We start from the raw sequence: 19,646 nt of genomic DNA on the forward strand, positions 1-19,646 counted from the left end.
GTTAGCCGAAGTACGCTTTGGCGAGGCTGTTGTAGAGATTGCCGATCTCAGTGGCGAGATCGTCCAGCACCTCCGCCGACATCTCCGACGGCTCCATGACGGCAATCGCCGTGTTGAGCTGCAGGATTTCCTTGGCCGCCACCGACATGTGCCCCTCCGGACCGACAGACGGCAACAGGCCGATCTCGGCCTTCAGCCGCTCGAGCTGGAACAGGATCGAGCGCGGGTTGAGCGGATCGAGCGCCAGGAGGTCGATCACCGTGCGCCGCCCGGCCCGCACCGGATACTGCCGGCGATGGGTCATGACGCTGTCGCCGATCTCCAGCATCATGTCGAGCGAGCCGTCCGGCGCGCCGGAGCGGGTGAGACGGGCAAGCGTGCGGGCGATCTGGATGCCGCGCTCGATGCGCCGGCCGATCTCGAGGAAACGCCAGCCGGTGAAACGGTACATGTTCTCGTGCAGCAGGCCGGAAAAGCCGGCGAGCTTGCGCAGCATCACCGTCATCGCCCTTGTCGCGTCATCGCCCGGCGCCACGGTCGTTGCGAACTGGTGGATGGTCTTCGACAGGTCCTTCAGCGCCAGCCAGCCGTCGGGCGAAAAGCGGTCGCGGATCTGCCCGGCGCTGTAGACGGCGCTGTCCAGCGTGCCGATCAATCCGGGTGGAATGGCCGATTCGAGATCGAGGCCGAACGGTTCGAGATAGTCCCTGACATCGGCGAGCAGCGGCATGTCCGGGTCCGACGTCTCGGCCAGCCGCACATGATAGGCACGCAGGATGCGCACCGTGTCTTCCGAACGCTCGATGTAGCGCCCGAGCCAGGTGAGGTTTTCCGCCGCCCGGCTGGGCAGGCTGCCCGGCATGGTGCGGGCAAAACTGTCATGCTCCTGCGGCAGCAGCGTCTCGCGCTCGACCGGCCTGTCGCTGACCACCCAGACGTCGGCCGCCTGGCCGCCGCGCTGCATGGCAATCGCCGTCGGGTCGAGTGACAGGCCGACACGGGCGAAACCGCCCGGCATCACCGTCCAGCCATCCGGCGTTCGCGCCAGATAGACGCGCAGGCTTGCCGGCCGCGGCTCCAGCCAGCCGCCGACATAGACCGGCGTCGTCGACAGCGTCACCGCCTCCTGGCCGACGAAACCGCCGCCATCGCTTTCGATACGCGCGATCAGCGCGGCCCGTTCCTCCGGCGTCAGTGCCGCACCGAGCCTGGTCTGGTCGTCATCCTCGAAGGCAAGCCGCGTCGACAGCGCCGGGCCGACAACCATGCGGTCGAGATTGGCAAGCACGTGCTGGCGTTCGTTGTCCTGCCCGCACCACCAGGTGGCGACGCTTGGCAAGAGAAGCTCCTCGCCGCGCAGTGCGCGCGAAATCTTCGGCAGGAAGGCGAGCAGCGCTCGCGTTTCCATCAGGCCGGATCCCAGCGCATTGACCGTCGACACAGCGCCGCGGCGGATCGCCTCGACCAGCCCCGGCGTCCCGATGTGCGAGTCAGGCCGTAGTTCCAGCGGGTCGGCGAAGGCGGCGTCGAGCCGCCGCCACAGCACGCTGATCGGCATCAGGCCGGACACCGTGCGCACCATCAGCTTGCCGCCGGACACGGTCAGGTCCTCGCCCTCCAACAGCATGATGCCGAGATAGCGCGCGATATAGGCGTGTTCGTAATAGGTCTCGTTGAGCGGCCCCGGCGTCAGGATGGCGACACGGCCGTCATTTTCCTTGGCCATGCCGATCAGCGCGTCGCGAAAGCGGCGGAAGAAGCCGGCGAGACGATGCACATGCATCTCGCCATAGATATCGGACAGCGCACGCGTGGTGGCGACGCGGTTTTCCAGCGCAAAGCCGGCGCCCGACGGCGCCTGCGTGCGGTCGCCCAGAACCCACCAGCTTCCGTCCGGCCCACGGCCGAGCTCGAAGGCGCAAAAATGCAGGAAATGGCCGCTGGCCGGCCGGGTGCCGGCGACGGGTCGCAAATATTCGGGGCTCGCCGCAATCAATCCTGCCGGCAGGATGCCCTGCTCGATCAGCCGGTTCGGCCCGTATATGTCGGCGACGATCTCCTCGAACAGGTCGGCTCGCTGCACGAGGCCAGCACTGATCTCGGCCCATTCCTTGTCCTCGATCAGCAACGGGACGTGCGCCAGCGGCCATTCCCGCTCATTGGCGCCGGCCTTGTCGTAGACGCGGTAGTAGACACCGGCATCGCGCAGATACTGGTCGGCGCGGGCGAAGCGCTGGCCGAGCCTTTCTGGGCCAAGCTCTTCCAGCGAATCGATGAAGTTCTTCCACACCGGGCGCGGATTGCCCGCTGCATCGACCATTTCGTCGACGACGCCGTCAATCGGCTGGTAGTGCTCCAGCAGACTGTGGATCAGCGGCTTGCCGCGTAGCTTTTTGTGATTCCCCTTTGCCATCGCTGATCAGAGTCTTGCCGGCCGCCTGAGGTCAAGGGTCATCGGGAAGTCTTCAGAGGCTTCTTCATTGCGCAGCACATAGGCCGACGGCGTATGGCCACGCGGCTCGAAGCGGGCGAGCCGCCGCGCCTCGGCCTCGTTGCCGTTGACCGGGAAGGTGTCGTAGCTGCGCCCGCCGGGATGCGCGACATGGTAGACGCAGCCGCCCACCGCCCGCCCCGACCAGCGGTCGTAGATATCGAACACCAGCGGCGTGTTGACCGGCAGCGCCGGATGCAGGCCCGACGCCGGCTGCCACGCCTTGAAGCGCACGCCGGCCACCGCGACTTCCCTGTTGTCGGTCACCTTCATCGGCACGACGCGGCCATTGCAGACGATGGCGTGACGTTCCGGATTGAGGCCTTCGGTCTTGACCTGCAGCCGTTCAACCGAGGAATCGACGAAGCGCACGGTGCCGCCGATGGCGCCCTGCTCGCCCATGACGTGCCACGGCTCCAGCGCCTGCCGCAGTTCCAGCTTGATGCCGGCATGCTGGACTTCGCCGCAGAACGGGAAGCGGAATTCGAGCTGCGCATCGAACCATTCAGGTCGGAACTCGAAACCGTTGAGCTTGAGGTCGTCGAGCACGTCGAGGAAATCCGCCCAGACATAGTGCGGCAGCATGAAACGGTCGTGCAGTGAGGTGCCCCAGCGCACGAAGCGGCCGTCGAGCGGGTTTTTCCAAGCGCGGGCGATGATGGCGCGGACCAGCAATTGCTGCGCCAGCGACATGCGCGCATTGGGCGGCATTTCGAAGCCGCGGAACTCGACCAGGCCGAGCCGCCCGGTCGGACCGTCGGGCGAAAACAGCTTGTCGATGCAGATTTCGGACCGGTGCGTGTTCCCGGTGACGTCGGTCAACAGGTTGCGGAACAGCCGGTCGACCAGCCATGGCAGCGGTGCATTGCCCTGATCCGGGTGCGGCACCTGCGCCATCGCGATTTCGAGCTCATAAAGCGAATCGTGCCGCGCCTCGTCGAAACGCGGCGCCTGGCTGGTTGGGCCAATGAACAGGCCGGAAAACAGATAGGACAGCGACGGACGCCGCTGCCATTGCAGAACCAGGCTTTTCAGCAGATCGGGCCGGCGCAGAAACGGGCTGTCATTGGGCGTCGCACCGCCGACCACGACATGGTTGCCGCCGCCGGTGCCGGTGTGGCGGCCGTCGATCATGAACTTGTCGGCGCCAAGCCGCGTCTGCCGCGCCTCTTCGTAGATCGCCGTCGTCGTCGCCACGCAATCCTGCCAGTTCGAGGCCGGATGGATGTTGACCTCGATGACGCCGGGATCGGGCGCGACGCGAATAACGTTGAGGCGCGGATCGTGCGGCGGGCCATAGCCTTCAATGTGCACGGGCAAGCCGATCGCCTTTGCCGCATTCTCGGCGGCTGCGACCAGTTCGAGATAATCTTCCAGCGCCTCGACCGGCGGCATGAACACGCAAAGCCGTCCCTCGCGGGGCTCGACCGAAAGTGCCGTGCGCACCGCGCCGCCGATTTCGGTGATCTCCTGCTCGACCCGGTCCTGCTGGCCGGTCGTCGCGGTGAAAGAAATCGCCTGCTGGCGCCGCGCCATCTCGTCGGCGCCTTCCAGTTCTGCCGGAGCAGCGGCAGGCAAGATCGCTTCCCGCGCCGGCAGCGCGCCACGCGGCAGCGACGGATCGACCGGCACGATATAGGGGAATTGCGCCGGCGGCACATAAGGCAGCGTGCCCAGCGGTAAGCGGTAGCCGACGGGTGAATCGCCCGGCACCAGAAACAGCCGGCCGCGCCTGGTCTTCCATTTCTCCGAGCGCCAGCGCGGATCCGACGCCTGGCTGTTCCAGCGCTGCACCGGCAGCACATAGCCCGATGGCTTGGTCAGCCCGCGCTCGAACACTTTCGCCATGCGGCTGCGCTCTTCAGGGTCTTCCAGCTTGGAATTGGACGGATCGACATTGTCGGGCAGTTTGCCTTCCTTGAGCAGCCATTCGGCCGGATCTTCATAGGCTTCGCTGACCATCGTCTTGTCGATGCCGAGCTCGCCGGCAATCGCCGTCAGCAGGCTTTCGGCCTGCTGCGGTCCGACCTTTGCGTCGCTCTTTTCGCGCGCGATCAGCGACGGATCGCTCCACACCGGCTGGCCGTCGGTGCGCCAGTAGAGCGAGAAGGTCCAGCGTGGCAGGCTTTCGCCGGGGTACCATTTGCCCTGGCCATAATGCAGGAAGCCGCCCGGCGCGAAACGTTCGCGCAGTTTGCGGATCAGCGCATCGGCCTTTTCACGCTTGGTCGGGCCGACGGCGGCGGTGTTCCATTCGGCCGATTCGAAATCGTCGATGGAGACAAAGGTCGGCTCGCCGCCCATGGTCAGCCTGACGTCGCCAGCCTGAAGGGCAGCGTCGACCTTGTTGCCGAGCGCATCCAGCGCCTGCCAGCTTTCGTCCGAAAATGGCTTGGTGATGCGCGGATGTTCGGCTATGCGGTCGACCCGCATATCGAAGCCGAACTCGACATTGGCGAAGCTCGCCATGCCCGAGATTGGCGCGGCGTTGCGGAAATGCGGCGTTGCCGCCAGCGGCACATGGCTTTCGCCGGTGAGCAGGCCCGAGGTCGGGTCGAAACCGATCCAGCCGGCGCCCGGAATATAGACCTCGCACCAGGCGTGCAGGTCGGTGAAGTCGACAGCCGTTCCGGCCGGGCCATCCAGCGCCACTAGGTCGGGCTTGAGCTGGATCAGGTAGCCGGAGACGAAACGCGCGGCGATGCCGAGATTCCTGAGGATCTGCACCAGCAGCCAGCTCGAATCCCGACATGAACCCTTTTTCGCCGCCAGTGTCTCCTCCGGCGAGAACACGCCGGTCTCCATGCGCACGATATAGGCGATCTCGCGCTGCAGCCGCGCATTGAGGTCGACGACGAAATTGACGGTGTTGGTTGGATTGCGATCAATGGTTTTCAGAAAGGCCGACAGCAGCGGCCCCGCCGGCTCGGGCGTGCGGTAGATGGCGAGATCGTCCCTGATCTCTTCCGGGTAGTCGAACGGAAAGGTCTCGGCCGACGGCTCGACGAAGAAATCGAACGGATTGTAGACCGTCATGTCGGCGACGAGATCGACCTCGATCTTCAGTTCCGTCACCGGCTCCGGGAAGACGAAGCGGGCGAGGAAATTGCCGTAAGGGTCCTGCTGCAGGTTGACGAAGTGGTTCGCCGGCCCGACCTTCAGCGAATGGCTGAGCACCTTGGTGCGGGAATGCGGCGCTGGCTGCAGCCTGATGACCTGGGGCCCGAGCACCACGGGCCGGTCATATTTGTAGTGGGTCAGGTGGTAGACGGCTGCCAGAATTGCCATGGGGCCCCGGAGATCGGCGTTTCAAACGAATTCGCCGAACCCTGACACATCTGGCGGCCATTCTCCAAGCAGAGATGTTGCGCTGCACCTAATTTAAGCAGCATTGCCGGCTAAGGTCGCCTAGAAGAACGCCTGGATGCCTGTCTGCGCCCTTCCCAGGATCAACGCATGCACGTCGTGCGTGCCTTCATAGGTGTTGACGGTCTCCAGATTCTGGGCGTGGCGCATGACGTGGTAGCCGATCTGGATGCCGTTGCCGCCATGCATGTCGCGGGCCTGGCGGGCAATGTCGAGCGCTTTGCCGCAATTGTTGCGCTTGACGATCGAGATCATCTCCGGCGCCATCTTGCCTTCGTCCATCAGCCGGCCGACGCGTAGCGAACCCTGCAGGCCGAGCGCAATCTCGGTCTGCATGTCGGCGAGTTTCTTCTGAAACAGCTGCGTGCCGGCGAGGGGCTTGCCGAACTGCTTGCGGTCGAGGCCATATTGACGCGCCCGGCGCCAGCAATCCTCGGCCGCGCCCATGGCGCCCCAGGAAATGCCGTAGCGGGCGCGGTTAAGGCAACCGAACGGGCCGCCGAGGCCCTTGGCGTTGGGCAGCAGCGCATCTTCGCCCACTTCCACGCCTTCCATCACCACTTCGCCGGTGATCGACGCGCGCAGCGACAGCTTGCCGCCAATCTTCGGCGCCGACAGCCCCTTCATGCCCTTTTCCAGCACGAAGCCGCGGATCTCGTCCTTGCCGTTGTCGCCCTTCAGCTTCGCCCAGACGACGAACACATCGGCGATCGGCGCGTTGGAAATCCACATTTTCGAGCCGGAGAGCTTGTAGCCATTCGCGGTCTTCTCGGCCCGCGTCTTCATGCCGCCCGGGTCAGAGCCGGCGTCCGGCTCGGTGAGGCCGAAGCAACCGATCCATTCGCCCGAGGCGAGCTTCGGCAGGTATTTCTTGCGCTGCGCCTCCGAGCCATAGGCATGGATCGGATACATCACCAGCGACGACTGCACCGACATCATCGAGCGATAACCGGAATCGACACGCTCGACCTCGCGCGCCACCAGCCCGTAGGTCACGTAATTGGCGCCGAGCCCGCCATATTCCTCCGGAATGGTGATGCCGAGCAGACCGGCCTCGCCCATCTCACGAAAGATGCCGGCATCGGTCTTTTCCTCGAGATAGGCCTCCTCGATGCGCGGCGCCAGCTTGTCGGCGGCAAAGGCGGCTGCGCCATCGCGCACCATGCGCTCATCCTCGGAAAGCTGGTTCTCGATCAGGAAAGGGTCTTCCCAGACGAACGCGTTCTTGTCGGCGGCCATGGCTCGGTCTCTCCCAGCAAAAATCTTGATTGCCCGGGCTTATCCGCCTCCGCCTCGAAAAAATCAAACGAAATTGCATCACCGATCAATGAGGTTTAGTAATGAATCATGAACGTCCAGCGTCGCCTTTTGCCAAGCACCAGTGCCCTTGCCGCCTTCGAGGCGGTGGCACGACTCGGCTCTTTCACCGCCGCTGCCCAGGAACTCGACCTGACCCAGGGCGCCGTCAGCCGGCAGATAGGGCTTTTGGAAGAGCAGTTCGGCCGCAGGCTCTTCGAGCGCGACAGCCGCAATGTCCGGCTGTCGGCTGCAGGCGAAACCTATGCCGAGGCGGTGCGCTCGGCACTTGGCCAGTTGCGCGACGCAGCGCTCGGATTGATGAGCAATCGGCATAGTGGCATGCTGAACCTTGCCATATTGCCGACCTTCGGCACACGCTGGCTGATGCCGCTGATCCCGGATTTCGTCGCCGAGAACCCCGACATCACCATCAACTTCGTCACCCGCATCGGCCGGTTCGATTTCGCTCGCGAGCGCCTCGACGCCGCAATCCATCACGGCCTGCCAGACTGGCCGGACGCGGACTCCACATTGCTGATGCGCGAAACCGTCATGCCCGTGGTCTCGCCCGACTTCCTGGCCAGCCGCCATATCGCTACGGCAGCCGACATCAGTCGCCTGCCGCTGCTGCACATGGCGACGCGCCCCGGCGCCTGGAGCGAGTGGTTCGAAGAGCAGGACCTGAGCGCGCCGACCGGACCCGGCATGCAGTTCGAGCAGTTCGGCACCGTCGCCCAGGCCTGTATGGCCGGACTTGGCGTCGCGCTGCTGCCTCAGGTTCTCATCGCCGGCGAATTGCAGCGCGGTCAGCTCGTGCCCACTCCCGGCCAGCCGATGCAAAGCCGCAGTGCCTACTACCTCGTCGTCCCGCACGACAAGCGCGGCCACCCGCCGGTCGCCAGCTTTCGCGACTGGCTGCTGGGCCAGGTCGAGAAGGAACCGGCTGTTCTGGCCTGGTAGCTACTTCCGCTTCAAGGCATCCGCCAGCGCTGCACCAAACGCACCCTGCGACGGCCGTTCCGGCTGGCGCTGCGGCGCCGGCGAACGTGGCGCCGGCTTGCCGCCGCCATTGTCACGCGGACCTTTCGGTGCACCGCCTTCTCCGCCATCCTTGCGCATCGACAGCGCGATGCGCTTGCGCTTGATGTCGACATCGACGACCCGCACCTTCACCACGTCGCCAGCCTTCACCACCTCATGCGCGTCCTTGATGAAGCGGTCGGCCAGTTGCGAGACGTGCACCAGCCCGTCCTGATGCACGCCGATATCGACGAAAGCGCCAAAGGCGGCGACGTTGGTGACGGTGCCTTCGAGCAGCATGCCGGGCTTCAGATCCTTGATGTCGTCGACACCGTCGGCAAAGGTCGCCGTCTTGAAGCCGGGGCGCGGGTCACGGCCAGGCTTTTCCAGCTCGGCGATAATGTCGCGCACCGTCGGCAGACCAAACCGCTCATCGACGAAGACGCGCGGGTCGAGCGCCTTGAGGGCTGTGCTGTCACCCATCAGCGAGCGCACGTCGCGACCGCAGGCGGCGACGATCTTCTTGGCCACGCCATAGGCTTCCGGATGCACGGACGAAGCATCGAGCGGCTCGCTGCCATTGGCAATGCGCAGGAAGCCGGCGGATTGTTCGAACGCGCGTGGCCCAAGCCGCGCCACCTTGAGCAGCTCCTTGCGGCTGGCGAACGGCCCGGTCGCATCGCGATGCGCGACGATGGCGTCCGCCAACGACGCGCCAAGCCCTGACACGCGCGCCAAAAGTGGCGCCGAAGCGGTGTTGAGATCGACGCCGACGGCATTGACCGCGTCTTCCACCACCGCTTCCAGCGAACGGCCGAGCCGATACTGGTCGACATCGTGCTGGTACTGGCCGACGCCGATCGACTTCGGCTCGATCTTGACCAGTTCGGCCAGCGGATCCTGCAGCCGCCTCGCGATAGACACAGCACCACGCAGCGACACGTCGAGGCCTGGGAATTCGGCCGCTGCCGTAGCCGAAGCCGAATAGACCGAAGCGCCGGCCTCGCTGACGATCACTTTCAGCGGCTTCGGGCCTGCACCGGCCGGCATATCGGACAGCATGTCGGCAACCAGCTTTTCGGTCTCGCGGCTGCCGGTGCCATTGCCGATCGAGATCAGCTCGACCTTGTGCTGGCGGACGAGGGCTGCGAGTTCGATCTGCGTGCCGCGCACATCGTTTCTTGGCGGAAACGGATAGACCGTCGTCGTCGCCAGCACCTTGCCGGTGCCATCGACCACCGCAACCTTGACGCCGGTGCGGATGCCGGGATCGAGCCCCATGGTCGGCCGCGAGCCGGCGGGCGCCGCCAGCAGCAAATCTTTCAGATTGCGGGCAAAGACATGGATCGCCTCTTCCTCCGCCCGCTCGCGCAGATCGCGCATCAGGTCGAGCGTCAGGTGCAGCGACAGTTTTATGCGCCAGGTCCAGCCGGCGACGTCCATCAGCCAGCGGTCGCCCGGCAGGCTGGGGCCGATGGCGTAGGCATTGGCGATCATCCGCTCGACCGGCTTCACCGGCGAGGCATCGTCGGCGTCGACCTCGATGTCGAGCGACAGCACCTCTTCGTTGCGGCCGCGCAGCATCGCAAGCGCGCGATGGCTCGGCACGTTCGCCCAGCGCTCGACATGGTCGAAATAGTCTGAGAATTTCGCCCCTGCCTCCTGCTTGCCGTCGACGACACGGGCACGCATGAAGGCGCGCTCCTTCATGTAGCTGCGCAGCTTGCCGACCAAGTCGGCATTTTCCGCGAATTGCTCAGAGAGGATGTCGCGCGCGCCTTCCAGCGCTGCCTTGGTGTCGACCACCTCTTCGGTGACATAGGCGAGCGCCAGTTCCGCGGGCACCAGCGAGCGGTTGGCAAGGATGGCCTCGGCCAGCGGCCCCAGCCCTCGCTCCCAGGCAATCTCGGCCTTGGTGCGGCGCTTGGGCTTGTAGGGCAGGTAGATGTCTTCCAGTTCGGCCTTGGTGACGGCCGCTACTATCTTGCCTTCAAGCTCTTCGGTCAGCTTGCCCTGTTCGCGGATCGAACCAAGGATCGTATCGCGTCGCGCATCGAGCTCGCGCAGATAGGCCAGCCGCTCGGCAAGGTCGCGCAATTGCGTGTCGTCGAGCCCGCCGGTGACTTCCTTGCGGTAGCGGGCCACGAACGGCACGGTCGCCCCCTCGTCGAGCAGCCCGATGGCTGCCGCCGCCTGTTCCGGCCGCGCGCCGATCTCGGCCGCGATGATTGCTGCGATGCGCTTGCTGTCCGATGCCATGCTTGTCCTTGTCGCAAAGAGCGGCGACCATAGGCGCAGATGGCAGCGCAGCCAACCGTCGCGTCTTCACCAGCGCGCGAGGTCCACAGGAAAGCGCACCGCAGTTCGGATGTCTGGGATAGCTAAACCAGCCCGCTCAGCGCCTCGAAGAAGGCAACGATCTCGCGTTCGAGCGCAGGCTCCTCCGGCACCGGCTGCGACCCCATCTTTGCAATCACCACTTCGGTCTTCGGATTGACGTAGAGCCATTGGCCATGGATGCCGATGCCGCAGAAGGCGCCGTTTTGGTGTCCCGTCTGGTACCATTTGTTGCGATACCGGCCCTTCGGGAACAGATGCGCCATGGTGCCGCGCTTCCAGGCTTCCGCACTGCCGCCGGTGACGGTCGTATCGCGCACCCAGGCTTCCGGCACGATGCGCCGGCCATTGGCCGTTCCGCCTTGCCGCATCATCTCGCCGACGCGCGCCAGATCGCGCGGCGTCACCGAAATGCCGCCGGCGGTGCGCGCCGTGCCTTCCATGTCGACGCCGATCGAGGCTTCGCTGACGGCGCCGAGCGGCAGCCACAGTTTCTCGCGCATCAGGTCCGGGAAGCGCTGGCCGGAAGCGCGCTCGAGCAGGATGCCGAGCAGGTCGGAATTGGGCGAACGGTAGCGGAAGGTTTCGCCATGCGGCTCGGCAAGGCGCTGCAAGGTCAGGATGAATTCGCGCAGGCTTTCCGTGCCGCCGCCCGGATTCCACAGCGTGGCGCGGCGATAGCGGGCAAAGGCGCTTTCGGGATCGAGATAGGCTTCCTCGAAATCGAGGCTGACGCTCATGTCGAGCACATGCCGGCAGCTCGCGTCGGCATAGGCCGAGCCGGCTGCCTCCGGAATGTACCGCGCCACAGGTGCTTCCGGATCGAACACGCCCTCGCCTTCCAATATGCCGGCGATGATGGCGGTAACCGACTTGCTGATTGAGAAGATGATGTGGCGGGCGCCGAACTCCATGTTGGGCGCGAACCAGTCGCCGATCACCTTGCCGCCTTTCAACACCGTCAGCGCGTCGCTGCTCGAGCGGACCAGAAATTCGGCTACCGTTTCCGGCGCGCCGGCGACAGAGACCTTTTCGCCAAGCAGCCCGCTCATGTCCCGCGCGGGCGCCTCGACCCTTCCGGGCGTTGCCGCGACTGGAGCGGTCGGCACCAGTTCACCAAGATTCTGGAACGACCACTGGTTGAACGGGCTTTCGCGCCAGTTGGAAAGCAACACCTCGTTGCGGCGAAAGCCGTAGCGGGTCTCGAACACGGTCTTGCCGGTCATGAACGTTTCCTCAAAGGGATGGTTTGCGTGGTTTCAGCCAAGCGCCTTGGCGATGGCATGCACGGCCTTCAGCGTCGCCACCGAATAGGCGGTGTTGCTGAAATCCGGAAAGGTCGAGAGCTTGACCACGACCATGCTGGTGTCCCAGTCGATATGGATCATTTGCCCGAACACGCCCCGGCACATCAGCGCGCGCGAGCGCGGGTTCTCGATCCAGAACTGGTTGCGGTAGCTGCCTTCCGGCAAGCTCGGATTGAAATCCGGCCCATGCCTGCCATTGCGCGTCGCCTCGATCCAGTCGGCCGGCACGATACCGCGGCCCTTGTCGAGGATCAGTTGGCCGAAGCGCCCATAGTCGCGCAACGTCGCATTGAAGCCGCCATCGGCGATGGCATAGCCGGCGCTGTCGACGGTGAAGCAGGCGCTCTCATCCGCGCCGAGCTTCTGCCAGAGTTCCTCCGAGACCAGCTGCGCCAGCCGCTTGCCGGTCACTCGCTCCATGATGAAGGCGAGCACATCGGTCTCGATCGAGCGGTATTCGAAGGCAGCGCCGTGCGGCCGGGTTGTTTCCTTGAGCCCCAGGATCAGCTCGTACATATGCGACGGCCATTGGAACGCCGGATCGCTGCCCGGCGGTACCGGCTTCCAGCCACCGGCGACATCGACCTGGCCGATATCGGAATAGCGATCGGTGTATTCCTCGGAAAAGCGCACGCCGGTGGTCATGTCGAGCACATGCTGCACACTGGCGCCGGCCCAGCCGGTAGCGCCGAGTTCAGGCAGATAGTTTGTCACGGGCTTCGCCGGATCGATCAGGCCACGTCCGACCAGTATGCCGAACACTGTACCAGTCACCGACTTCGCCATCGACTGCGACAGGTGCAGCGTGCGCTCGTCCATGCCGTTGAAATAGCGCTCATAGGCGACCTTCCCCTCCTTGAGCACCAGGAAGCCATCCGCGTAGGTCTCGTCGAGCAGACCGGCGAGTGTCGTCGGACGGCCCTCGCTGTCCTCGACCGCAAGCGCGTCGAGATCGGTCTCGGCGCGCTCGAAACGATGGCGATGGCCGTTGCCGCGCCAGACCTCTACGGTCGGCAGGAATTCGCGGATGTGCTGGAAGGCCCAGCGGTTCCATGGCGGCCGGTCCCAGTCGAGCTTCGGCAGCACCATTTGCGGCGGCGAGCCTTGCATGATCGGCGGCCGCGGATCGCTGTTGCGATAGGAGTCCATGAAAGCCATTCCGGAAAGGAAGAGACCCGGCGGGAAAGATCGCCGGGTCTCTCAAAGAAGCGGTTACTTCTGCAGTTCGGTCCAGATCTTGGTGTAGATGTCCTGGATCTCAGGCGCGCACATCTTCTGGAATTCGCCCTGTGCCTTCGCAGTCTCCGGAATGACGACTTCCGGCGCGTCCTTCATATCGGCCGGCATGAATTTGTCCGAGCCGGTGATGGCGTTGGCGTAGCGGTGGAAGGCCGAGAGGCCCGCCGCGTTTTCCGGATCCATGATGAAGTTCTGGAACAGCTTGGCGTTCTCGACGTTCTTGGCCTCCTTGAGAACGACGACGTTGTCGCTCCACAGGCCGTAGCCTTCCTTCGGATAGTTGTAATGGATGGCCGGATTGGCCAGCCGCTGGCGCAGCGCCGAACCGTTCCAGTCGCTGGTCGCCTTGAAGTCGCCAGCGCCCATCTTCTCGATGGTGTTGTATTCCATGGCGATCCAGTTCGGCTTGGCCGCGACAAGCGTATCGCGCACCTTCTTCAGCACCGCCTTGTCGTCGGTGCACTGCTGGCCGCCGACATATTTGATCGCCGCGAAGATTACGTCATTCATCTCGGGAACGACATTGGTCTTGCCCTTGAGCTCGTCCGGCGTGTTGAAGATGATGCCCCACGAGTCGGCCGGTCCCTTGTAGACGTCGGTGTTGACGACGACACCGACCGTGCCCAGCGCCCACGGCACCGAATATTTGCGGCCGGGGTCGAAATCGGGATTGGCCCATTCGGGCGCAACGTTCTTGAAGTTTTCCATCTTGCCCGGATCGGTCTCCTGGACGAGACCTTCCTTGATCCAGATCGGCACGTAGGTCTGCGACGGCACGGCAATGTCGAAGCCGGTGCCGCCCTGGCGCACCTTGGCGAGCGCCGTGTCGTTGGAATCGTAATCGGTGATGGTGACCTTGACGTTGTATTTGGCTTCAAACTTCTTGATCACGTCGGGGCTGGTGTAGTTGCCCCAATTGTAGATGTTCAGCTCGCCATCGGCGCGGGCCAGGCCCGTCGTTGCGAGCAGCGCCAACCCCATGGCGGCTGTCGTTGTTTTCCAGTTCATGGTTTTAACTCCCATTGTCGGTTCAGTCTTGTTTCCTGCTGACGAAGAAAAACAACGTGACGATCGCGACCGAAAGCAGCAGGAAGGCGGTCGATATCGCGTTGATCTCGGGCGTGATGCCGCGGCGGATCTGGCCGAGCATGTAGGTGGGCAGCGTATCCTGCCCGCCGGATTTGACGAACTCGGTGATGACGACGTCATCGAGCGAGATGACGAAGGCCAGCATCAGTCCGGCCAGGATGCCTGGCCACAAAAGCGGCAGCGTGATGCGCCGAAAAGTCTTCCATGGCGTCGCATAGAGATCGGCCGCGGCGCGCTCCAGCGTCAGATCCATGTTCTCCAGCCGCGCCCGGATCGGCAGATAGGCAAACGGAATGCAGAACGCCGTGTGCGCGGCAATCAAGTAACCGAGGCCGGAATAGCCGGTGAAAATCTTGATGCGCGAGAAGAAGATCAGCAGCGCCACGCCGGTGACGATCTCGGGCACCATCAGCGGCTGGTTGATTGCCGCATATTTGAAGGTGAGGCCGGGATAGGGCGCCGTGCGCGTGGTGGCGAGCGCCGCCATGGTGGCAAAGATGGTCGACAGCACCGCCGCGATGGCGCCGATCTGGAACGAGCGCAGCGTCGCGTCGATGACTTGCGTGTTTTGGTAGGCCGACTGGAACCAGCGCAGCGAAAAGCCGCCCCATTCCGACGTCGAGTTCGCCGCGTTGAAGGCGTAGGCGACCAGCACGATGATCGGCAGATAGAGCACGACGAAACAGGTCGCTGCGATCGCCGTGAAGCCGGCCTGGTGCTTGACTGAGAAGTTGCTAGCCATGCCGCACCCCCGAATTGCCGGCATTGCGGACATAGGCGAGCAGCGCCACCATGACGATGATCATGACCGTGATCGACAGCGCCGAGCCGAGCGGCCAGTTGCGGCCCTGCCCGAACTGCAATTCGATCAGGTTGGACAGCATCATGTTCTTGCCACCGCCAAGCACGCTCGGCGTTACATAGGCGCCAAGCGCCGGAATGAAGACCAGGATGGAGCCGGCAATGACGCCGGGTTTGACCAGGGGGAAAATGATCTTGCGCAGCACCTTGAAGCGCGTAGCGTAGAGATCATAGCCCGCCTCGACCAGGCGGAAATCGAGCTTTTCCATACTGGCGTAGATCGGCAGCACCATCAGCGGCAGGTAGACATAGGCCATGCCGATCAGGATCGCGGTGTCGGTGTAGAGGATCTGCACCGGCGCCGAGACGATGCCGAGCTTGATGAGGATGGTGTTGATGATGCCTTCGTTGCGGATGATCTGCAGCACGGCAAAGGTGCGGATCAGAAGGTTTGTCCAGAACGGAATGGTGATCAGGAACAGCCAGAGATCCCTGGTCTTTTCGCTGCGCGTCGCCATGAAATAGGCGGTTGGGAAACCAAGCGCCAGGCAGGCGATGGTCGTCACTATGGCAAGCTTGATCGAGCGCCAGAAAATGGTGACATGCGCCGCCGCAAGCGAAAGCGTATCGTCGAAAATATCGCGTTCCATGAACACCGACAGCCAGGCATCGGGCGAAAACTGCCACTTCACGTCGCCATAGGAGCCGGGCGTCAGGAACGAGTAGATCAGCACGATCAGCAAAGGGCCGGTCGCGGCGAGGAAAATCACCAGCAAGGCTGGCGCTGACAGCAGCCAGCGGTCGCGCACATCGCGCCGCTCCGCTGCCTTGGCGACTTCTTCCGCGGTCGCCATGATCAGTCCTTCAGCACTTGTGCGGCGTCGTTGCCGATCATGATGCCGACCTGGCCGCCCTGCACGATGCCGTCACCGGCGCCGCGGCTGTTCTGGCGCCGCACGATGAACGGCTCGCCACCGGCAAGGCGCAGATGGAAGTGCGTATCGGTGCCGAGATAGACGATGTTCTCGACGGTGCCGGACAGCGAAGCGCTGGGGCTCGCCGCACCCAGTTGCGCATGTTCGGGACGCACGACAATGGTGACCTTGCCGCTGGGGCTGAAACCGTCCGGCAACGAGGCCGGGATTTCCGTTCCCGACGATAGCTTGACCGTCGCGCGTCCACTGGTCACGCCGACGACATCCGCCTTGAGGAAGTTCGATTCACCGATGAAATCGGCGACGAAGCGCTCGGCCGGCCGGTCGTAGATATCGCGCGGCGAACCGACCTGCAGGATCTTGCCCGACGACATCACCGCGATGCGGTCCGACATGGTCAGCGCTTCTTCCTGGTCGTGGGTGACGAAGATGAAGGTGATGCCGGTCTCGTGCTGCAGCCGCTTCAATTCGATCTGCATCTCCTTGCGCAGCTTGTAATCGAGCGCCGAGAGCGGTTCGTCGAGCAACAGGACCTTGGGCTGTGGCGCCAGTGCGCGGGCGAGCGCCACGCGCTGCTGCTGGCCGCCGGAGATCTGGCTGGTGCGGCGACCCGCCAGCGCCTCCATCTTCACCAGTTTCAGCATCTCGGCGACGCGTGCCTTGATCTCGGCCTTCGGTTTGCCCAGCATTTCGAGGCCGAAGCCGATATTGTCGGCGACGGTCATGTGCGGGAACAGCGCGTAGGACTGGAAGACGGTGTTGACCGGCCGCTTGAACGGCGGCAATGGCGCAATGTCCTGGCCGTAGAGCAGGATTTCGCCGGCGGTTGGAAAATCGAAGCCGGCAATCAGCCGCAGCAACGTGGTCTTGCCGCAACCTGATGGGCCCAGCAGGGTGAAGAACTCGTTCTCGCGGATGGATACCGAGACCGTGTCGAGGGCCGCGACCTGCCCTTCCCCTGATCCGAAAATTTTACTGACGTTTACGACTTCAATTGCATTCCGATCCGGTTTTTCCGGCACGATACGCCTCACTGTTGACCCCGCTCTTGTCGGCGGAGTTTTTCCCCTGTTCGATGTGACCACACGGCCGGTAGGTTGGCAAGTCCGGCATTGAATCACAGTTCAGTCCGTCAATTCGCCTTGCAAGCCGCAAGCTTTGCAAGCCGCATGCCATTGTCAGGCCTGGTAGGTGACCTTGCCGCCGCAGACCGTCGTCACCGGCCGCACCTTGTGCAATTCAGCCGGCGCCGTCTTCTCGATATCGGCCGACAAAACCACCAGATCCGCCATATAGCCGGGCTTCAGCACGCCTTTGCGCTGCTCGGCGAATTCGGCATAGGCGCCCTCGACCGTGTAGGCTGCGAGCCCTTCCTGCAGAGAGAAACTCTGGTCGGGGTCGCTTTCTGCCCATGGTTTGCGCAGCAATGCCGCCTGGATGCTCAGGATCGGGTCGATCGCCGCCACCGGCCAGTCCGAGGCGAACACGACATGGGCGCCGGCTTCCTTCAAGGTGCGCCAGGCATAGCTCAGCGGCCAGCGGTCCCGCCCGATGCGCGATACGGTCGGCTCCAGCGGGAAATCCATGGCCCCTGGCGGATGCGACGGCTGCATCGACGCGATGACGCCAAGTTCGGCGAAACGCGGCACATCGGCGGCGGTGGTGACCTCGATATGCTCGACCCTGTGCCGGCTGTCACGCTTGCCATTGGCCTTTTGAGCCGCCTCATAGCCGTTGAGCACGGCGCGCACCGCGCCATCGCCGATCGAGTGCACGGCGATCTGCAGCCCGCGCTTGTCGATGGCCACGGCAAGATCGATGAATTGCTGCGGCGTGAACAACGGCTCGCCGACCCAGTCGGGACGGTCCGCATAGGGCTCGACCATTACCGCGGTCCAGGAATCGAGCACGCCGTCATAGAACACCTTGACCAAGCCTGATGACAGCCACTCGCTGTCGTAGCGCTCGGCCATGACAGAGGCCTTCTCCAGCATGTCGAGGGTCATGAAGTTCTTGTAGTGAAACGGAATTTTGACGCGGCAGGGCAAGCCTTCCTCGGCCTCGATCTCGGAGAGCAATTCGAGCTGGTAGAGGTTGCCGTCCATGTTCTGGATCGAGGTGATGCCGTGGCGGGTGCACCAGGCAAGCCCGCGCCGCATGATGTCGCGGTCGGCCGCCCGTTCGGCGGCCGACGGCATCGGGTCGGGCTCGCCGCCGGTCGACAGTCCCAGCCGCACCCGGCCTTCGCCGGCAAGGTCGAGCACCGGACCGAACGCCTCGCCCTCACGCAATTCGCCGGCGGCCAGGCCGTCCTCGCCCATGACGATCTCATTGCCCGGACCGAGCGTGCGTCCGTGCAGAATGCCGGCCATCTCCAGCGCTTTGGTGTTGGCCCACATCGTATGATGGTCGGGCGCCGCCATGCAGAAGGGGCGATCCGGCAGGATGGCGTCGAGATGGTGGCGGGTCACCCGCTCGTCGCCGAGCACGGTGTAGTCGACGCCCTGCCCGACCAGCATTTTCGCCTCGGGCCGTGTAGTTGCATAATCGCGGATCGCCTGCTGCAGCGCTTCGAAGCCGTGGATGCCGCCAAGCTGGAGATGCGCGAGCTCGGCCCCTCCCGAAAACAGATGCATGTGGGCTTCGATGAAGCCCGGGATCACCGAACCGCCCTTGGCGTCGATAATCTTGGTGGCCGGCCCTTTGAGCGCTTCGATGGTAGCGCGGCTGCCAATGGCGATGATGGCGCCATCCCTAACGGCAATGGCCTCGGCGGCGGGATTGTCATCGTCCATGGTCCGCACGCGACCATTGATGACGATCAGATCAGCACCCGCACCCGTGACAGACATCGCGACTCCGCGCTTTTGACGACTGGCTGAGACCGACAACCCTCTTGTCCGACAAGCTTCCCCTCCGCTGGAGCGGCGCTATCGGACGAAAACTGATGCCAGTGCGCTGTTTTGAAATTCCCCTTGTGATCTCCGAAAACAGCGTGGATAAAAGAATGCGACTAATTATTCGCGTTTGTCAACGTGCCGAATTTCGAATGTATTGTGGACAACATCCGGCGCTTGGGACGGGGGAACGAGGGCATCGGGACGTGAAGCGTAACCTCAGCCGCGAAACCAGGATGGCGCTCGAACCGCGCAAGCAACCGCGGCAGGAACGGTCGAGCAAGGTGGTCGACCGGATCCTCGACGCGGCTTTGATCTTGACGCGCGAGCAAGGAACCAAGACGCCGACAACGCTTGCCATTGCGCAGCGCGCGGGCCTGTCGGTCGGCTCGGTCTACCAATACTTCCCCAACAAGGAAGCCATTCTCCTCGACCTCGCCCGGCGCTGGCTGTCATCCTTTCCCGAAGTGATCGCCAAGCGCATCAAGGTCGCTCCGCCCACCAACCGCGACGAGTTTCGCCAGGAAGTGCGCAAGCTCTTCATCGATACCTCCAAAATATATCTCGAGAACGCCACCCTGATGCCGGTGATCGAGGCCATTTCCGGCAATGCCGACCTCAGGCCGATCCAGGACGAATATGACGAGCAGATCATCGCGCTCTACGCCGCATGGCTGCAGCATGTGAACCCGGCCCTTGAAGACAAGATCGCCAGCCGGCTCGGCGTGCTGATGATGGACGTCGGGCATGCCTGCCGGCTCGTGGGGCTGAAACGGGACCGCAAGACATACGACCTCATCGAGGACGATGTGGAACGAATGTGGCTCGCTCTGGTGACCCCCTATCTCAACCTTGACTGACTGCG

13 protein-coding genes are annotated in these 19,646 nt (G+C 63.9%); 2 read left to right on the top strand and 11 right to left on the bottom strand.

Going from position 1 to position 19,646, the window contains the following annotated elements; translation table 11 throughout:
• Position 1 precedes the first annotated feature (1 nt).
• The 3 genes from AC1DYJ_RS14070 to AC1DYJ_RS14080 form a co-directional block, all read right to left on the bottom strand.
• On the bottom strand, positions 2-2,413 hold the full coding sequence (locus AC1DYJ_RS14070) for a circularly permuted type 2 ATP-grasp protein (protein WP_477288221.1): 2,412 nt from the start codon (positions 2,411-2,413) through the stop codon (positions 2-4).
• A 6-nt stretch (positions 2,414-2,419) separates the two neighbouring features.
• Positions 2,420-5,779, bottom strand: coding sequence for a transglutaminase family protein (locus AC1DYJ_RS14075; protein ID WP_477288223.1), 3,360 nt, complete (start codon positions 5,777-5,779; stop codon positions 2,420-2,422).
• A 120-nt stretch (positions 5,780-5,899) separates the two neighbouring features.
• Positions 5,900-7,096, bottom strand: coding sequence for an acyl-CoA dehydrogenase (locus AC1DYJ_RS14080; RefSeq protein ID WP_477288224.1), 1,197 nt, complete (start codon positions 7,094-7,096; stop codon positions 5,900-5,902).
• Between the two features lie 108 nt (positions 7,097-7,204).
• On the opposite strand from AC1DYJ_RS14080, the gene AC1DYJ_RS14085 reads away from it, so the two are divergent.
• A complete protein-coding gene (locus AC1DYJ_RS14085; protein ID WP_477288226.1) occupies positions 7,205-8,116 on the top strand; it encodes a LysR family transcriptional regulator in 912 nt (303 codons plus the stop codon).
• On the opposite strand, the gene AC1DYJ_RS14090 is transcribed toward AC1DYJ_RS14085, so the two are convergent.
• The 8 genes from AC1DYJ_RS14090 to AC1DYJ_RS14125 form a co-directional block, all read right to left on the bottom strand.
• The gene (locus AC1DYJ_RS14090) at positions 8,117-10,435 is read right to left on the bottom strand and encodes a Tex family protein (RefSeq protein WP_477288227.1); all 2,319 of its coding nucleotides are present in this window, start codon (positions 10,433-10,435) and stop codon (positions 8,117-8,119) included. It lies immediately after the preceding gene.
• A 122-nt stretch (positions 10,436-10,557) separates the two neighbouring features.
• Entirely contained in the window at positions 10,558-11,739 is a 1,182-nt protein-coding gene (locus AC1DYJ_RS14095) for a serine hydrolase domain-containing protein (protein WP_477288229.1), read from the bottom strand.
• A 33-nt stretch (positions 11,740-11,772) separates the two neighbouring features.
• Entirely contained in the window at positions 11,773-12,969 is a 1,197-nt protein-coding gene (locus AC1DYJ_RS14100) for a serine hydrolase domain-containing protein (RefSeq protein WP_477288231.1), read from the bottom strand.
• Between the two features lie 63 nt (positions 12,970-13,032).
• Positions 13,033-14,067, bottom strand: a complete 1,035-nt coding sequence (locus AC1DYJ_RS14105) for an ABC transporter substrate-binding protein (protein WP_477288233.1) — start codon at positions 14,065-14,067, stop codon at positions 13,033-13,035.
• Between the two features lie 22 nt (positions 14,068-14,089).
• Complete coding sequence (locus AC1DYJ_RS14110) at positions 14,090-14,890, bottom strand: ABC transporter permease (protein ID WP_477288235.1); 801 nt, start codon at positions 14,888-14,890, stop codon at positions 14,090-14,092.
• Positions 14,883-15,803 (bottom strand): ABC transporter permease, encoded by a 921-nt coding sequence (locus AC1DYJ_RS14115; protein ID WP_477288237.1) that lies wholly within the window; start codon positions 15,801-15,803, stop codon positions 14,883-14,885. The genes AC1DYJ_RS14110 and AC1DYJ_RS14115 overlap by 8 nt, the downstream gene beginning before the upstream one ends.
• Positions 15,804-15,805: 2 nt before the next feature.
• On the bottom strand, positions 15,806-16,906 hold the full coding sequence (locus tag AC1DYJ_RS14120; RefSeq protein WP_477288352.1) for an ABC transporter ATP-binding protein: 1,101 nt from the start codon (positions 16,904-16,906) through the stop codon (positions 15,806-15,808).
• Positions 16,907-17,062: 156 nt separating this feature from the next.
• Complete coding sequence (locus AC1DYJ_RS14125) at positions 17,063-18,736, bottom strand: amidohydrolase (protein WP_477288239.1); 1,674 nt, start codon at positions 18,734-18,736, stop codon at positions 17,063-17,065.
• A 44-nt stretch (positions 18,737-18,780) separates the two neighbouring features.
• On the opposite strand from AC1DYJ_RS14125, the gene AC1DYJ_RS14130 reads away from it, so the two are divergent.
• Complete coding sequence (locus tag AC1DYJ_RS14130) at positions 18,781-19,641, top strand: TetR/AcrR family transcriptional regulator (RefSeq protein ID WP_477288241.1); 861 nt, start codon at positions 18,781-18,783, stop codon at positions 19,639-19,641.
• Positions 19,642-19,646: the final 5 nt, after the last annotated feature.

The organism is Mesorhizobium sp. P2_B11 (assembly GCF_056404855.1).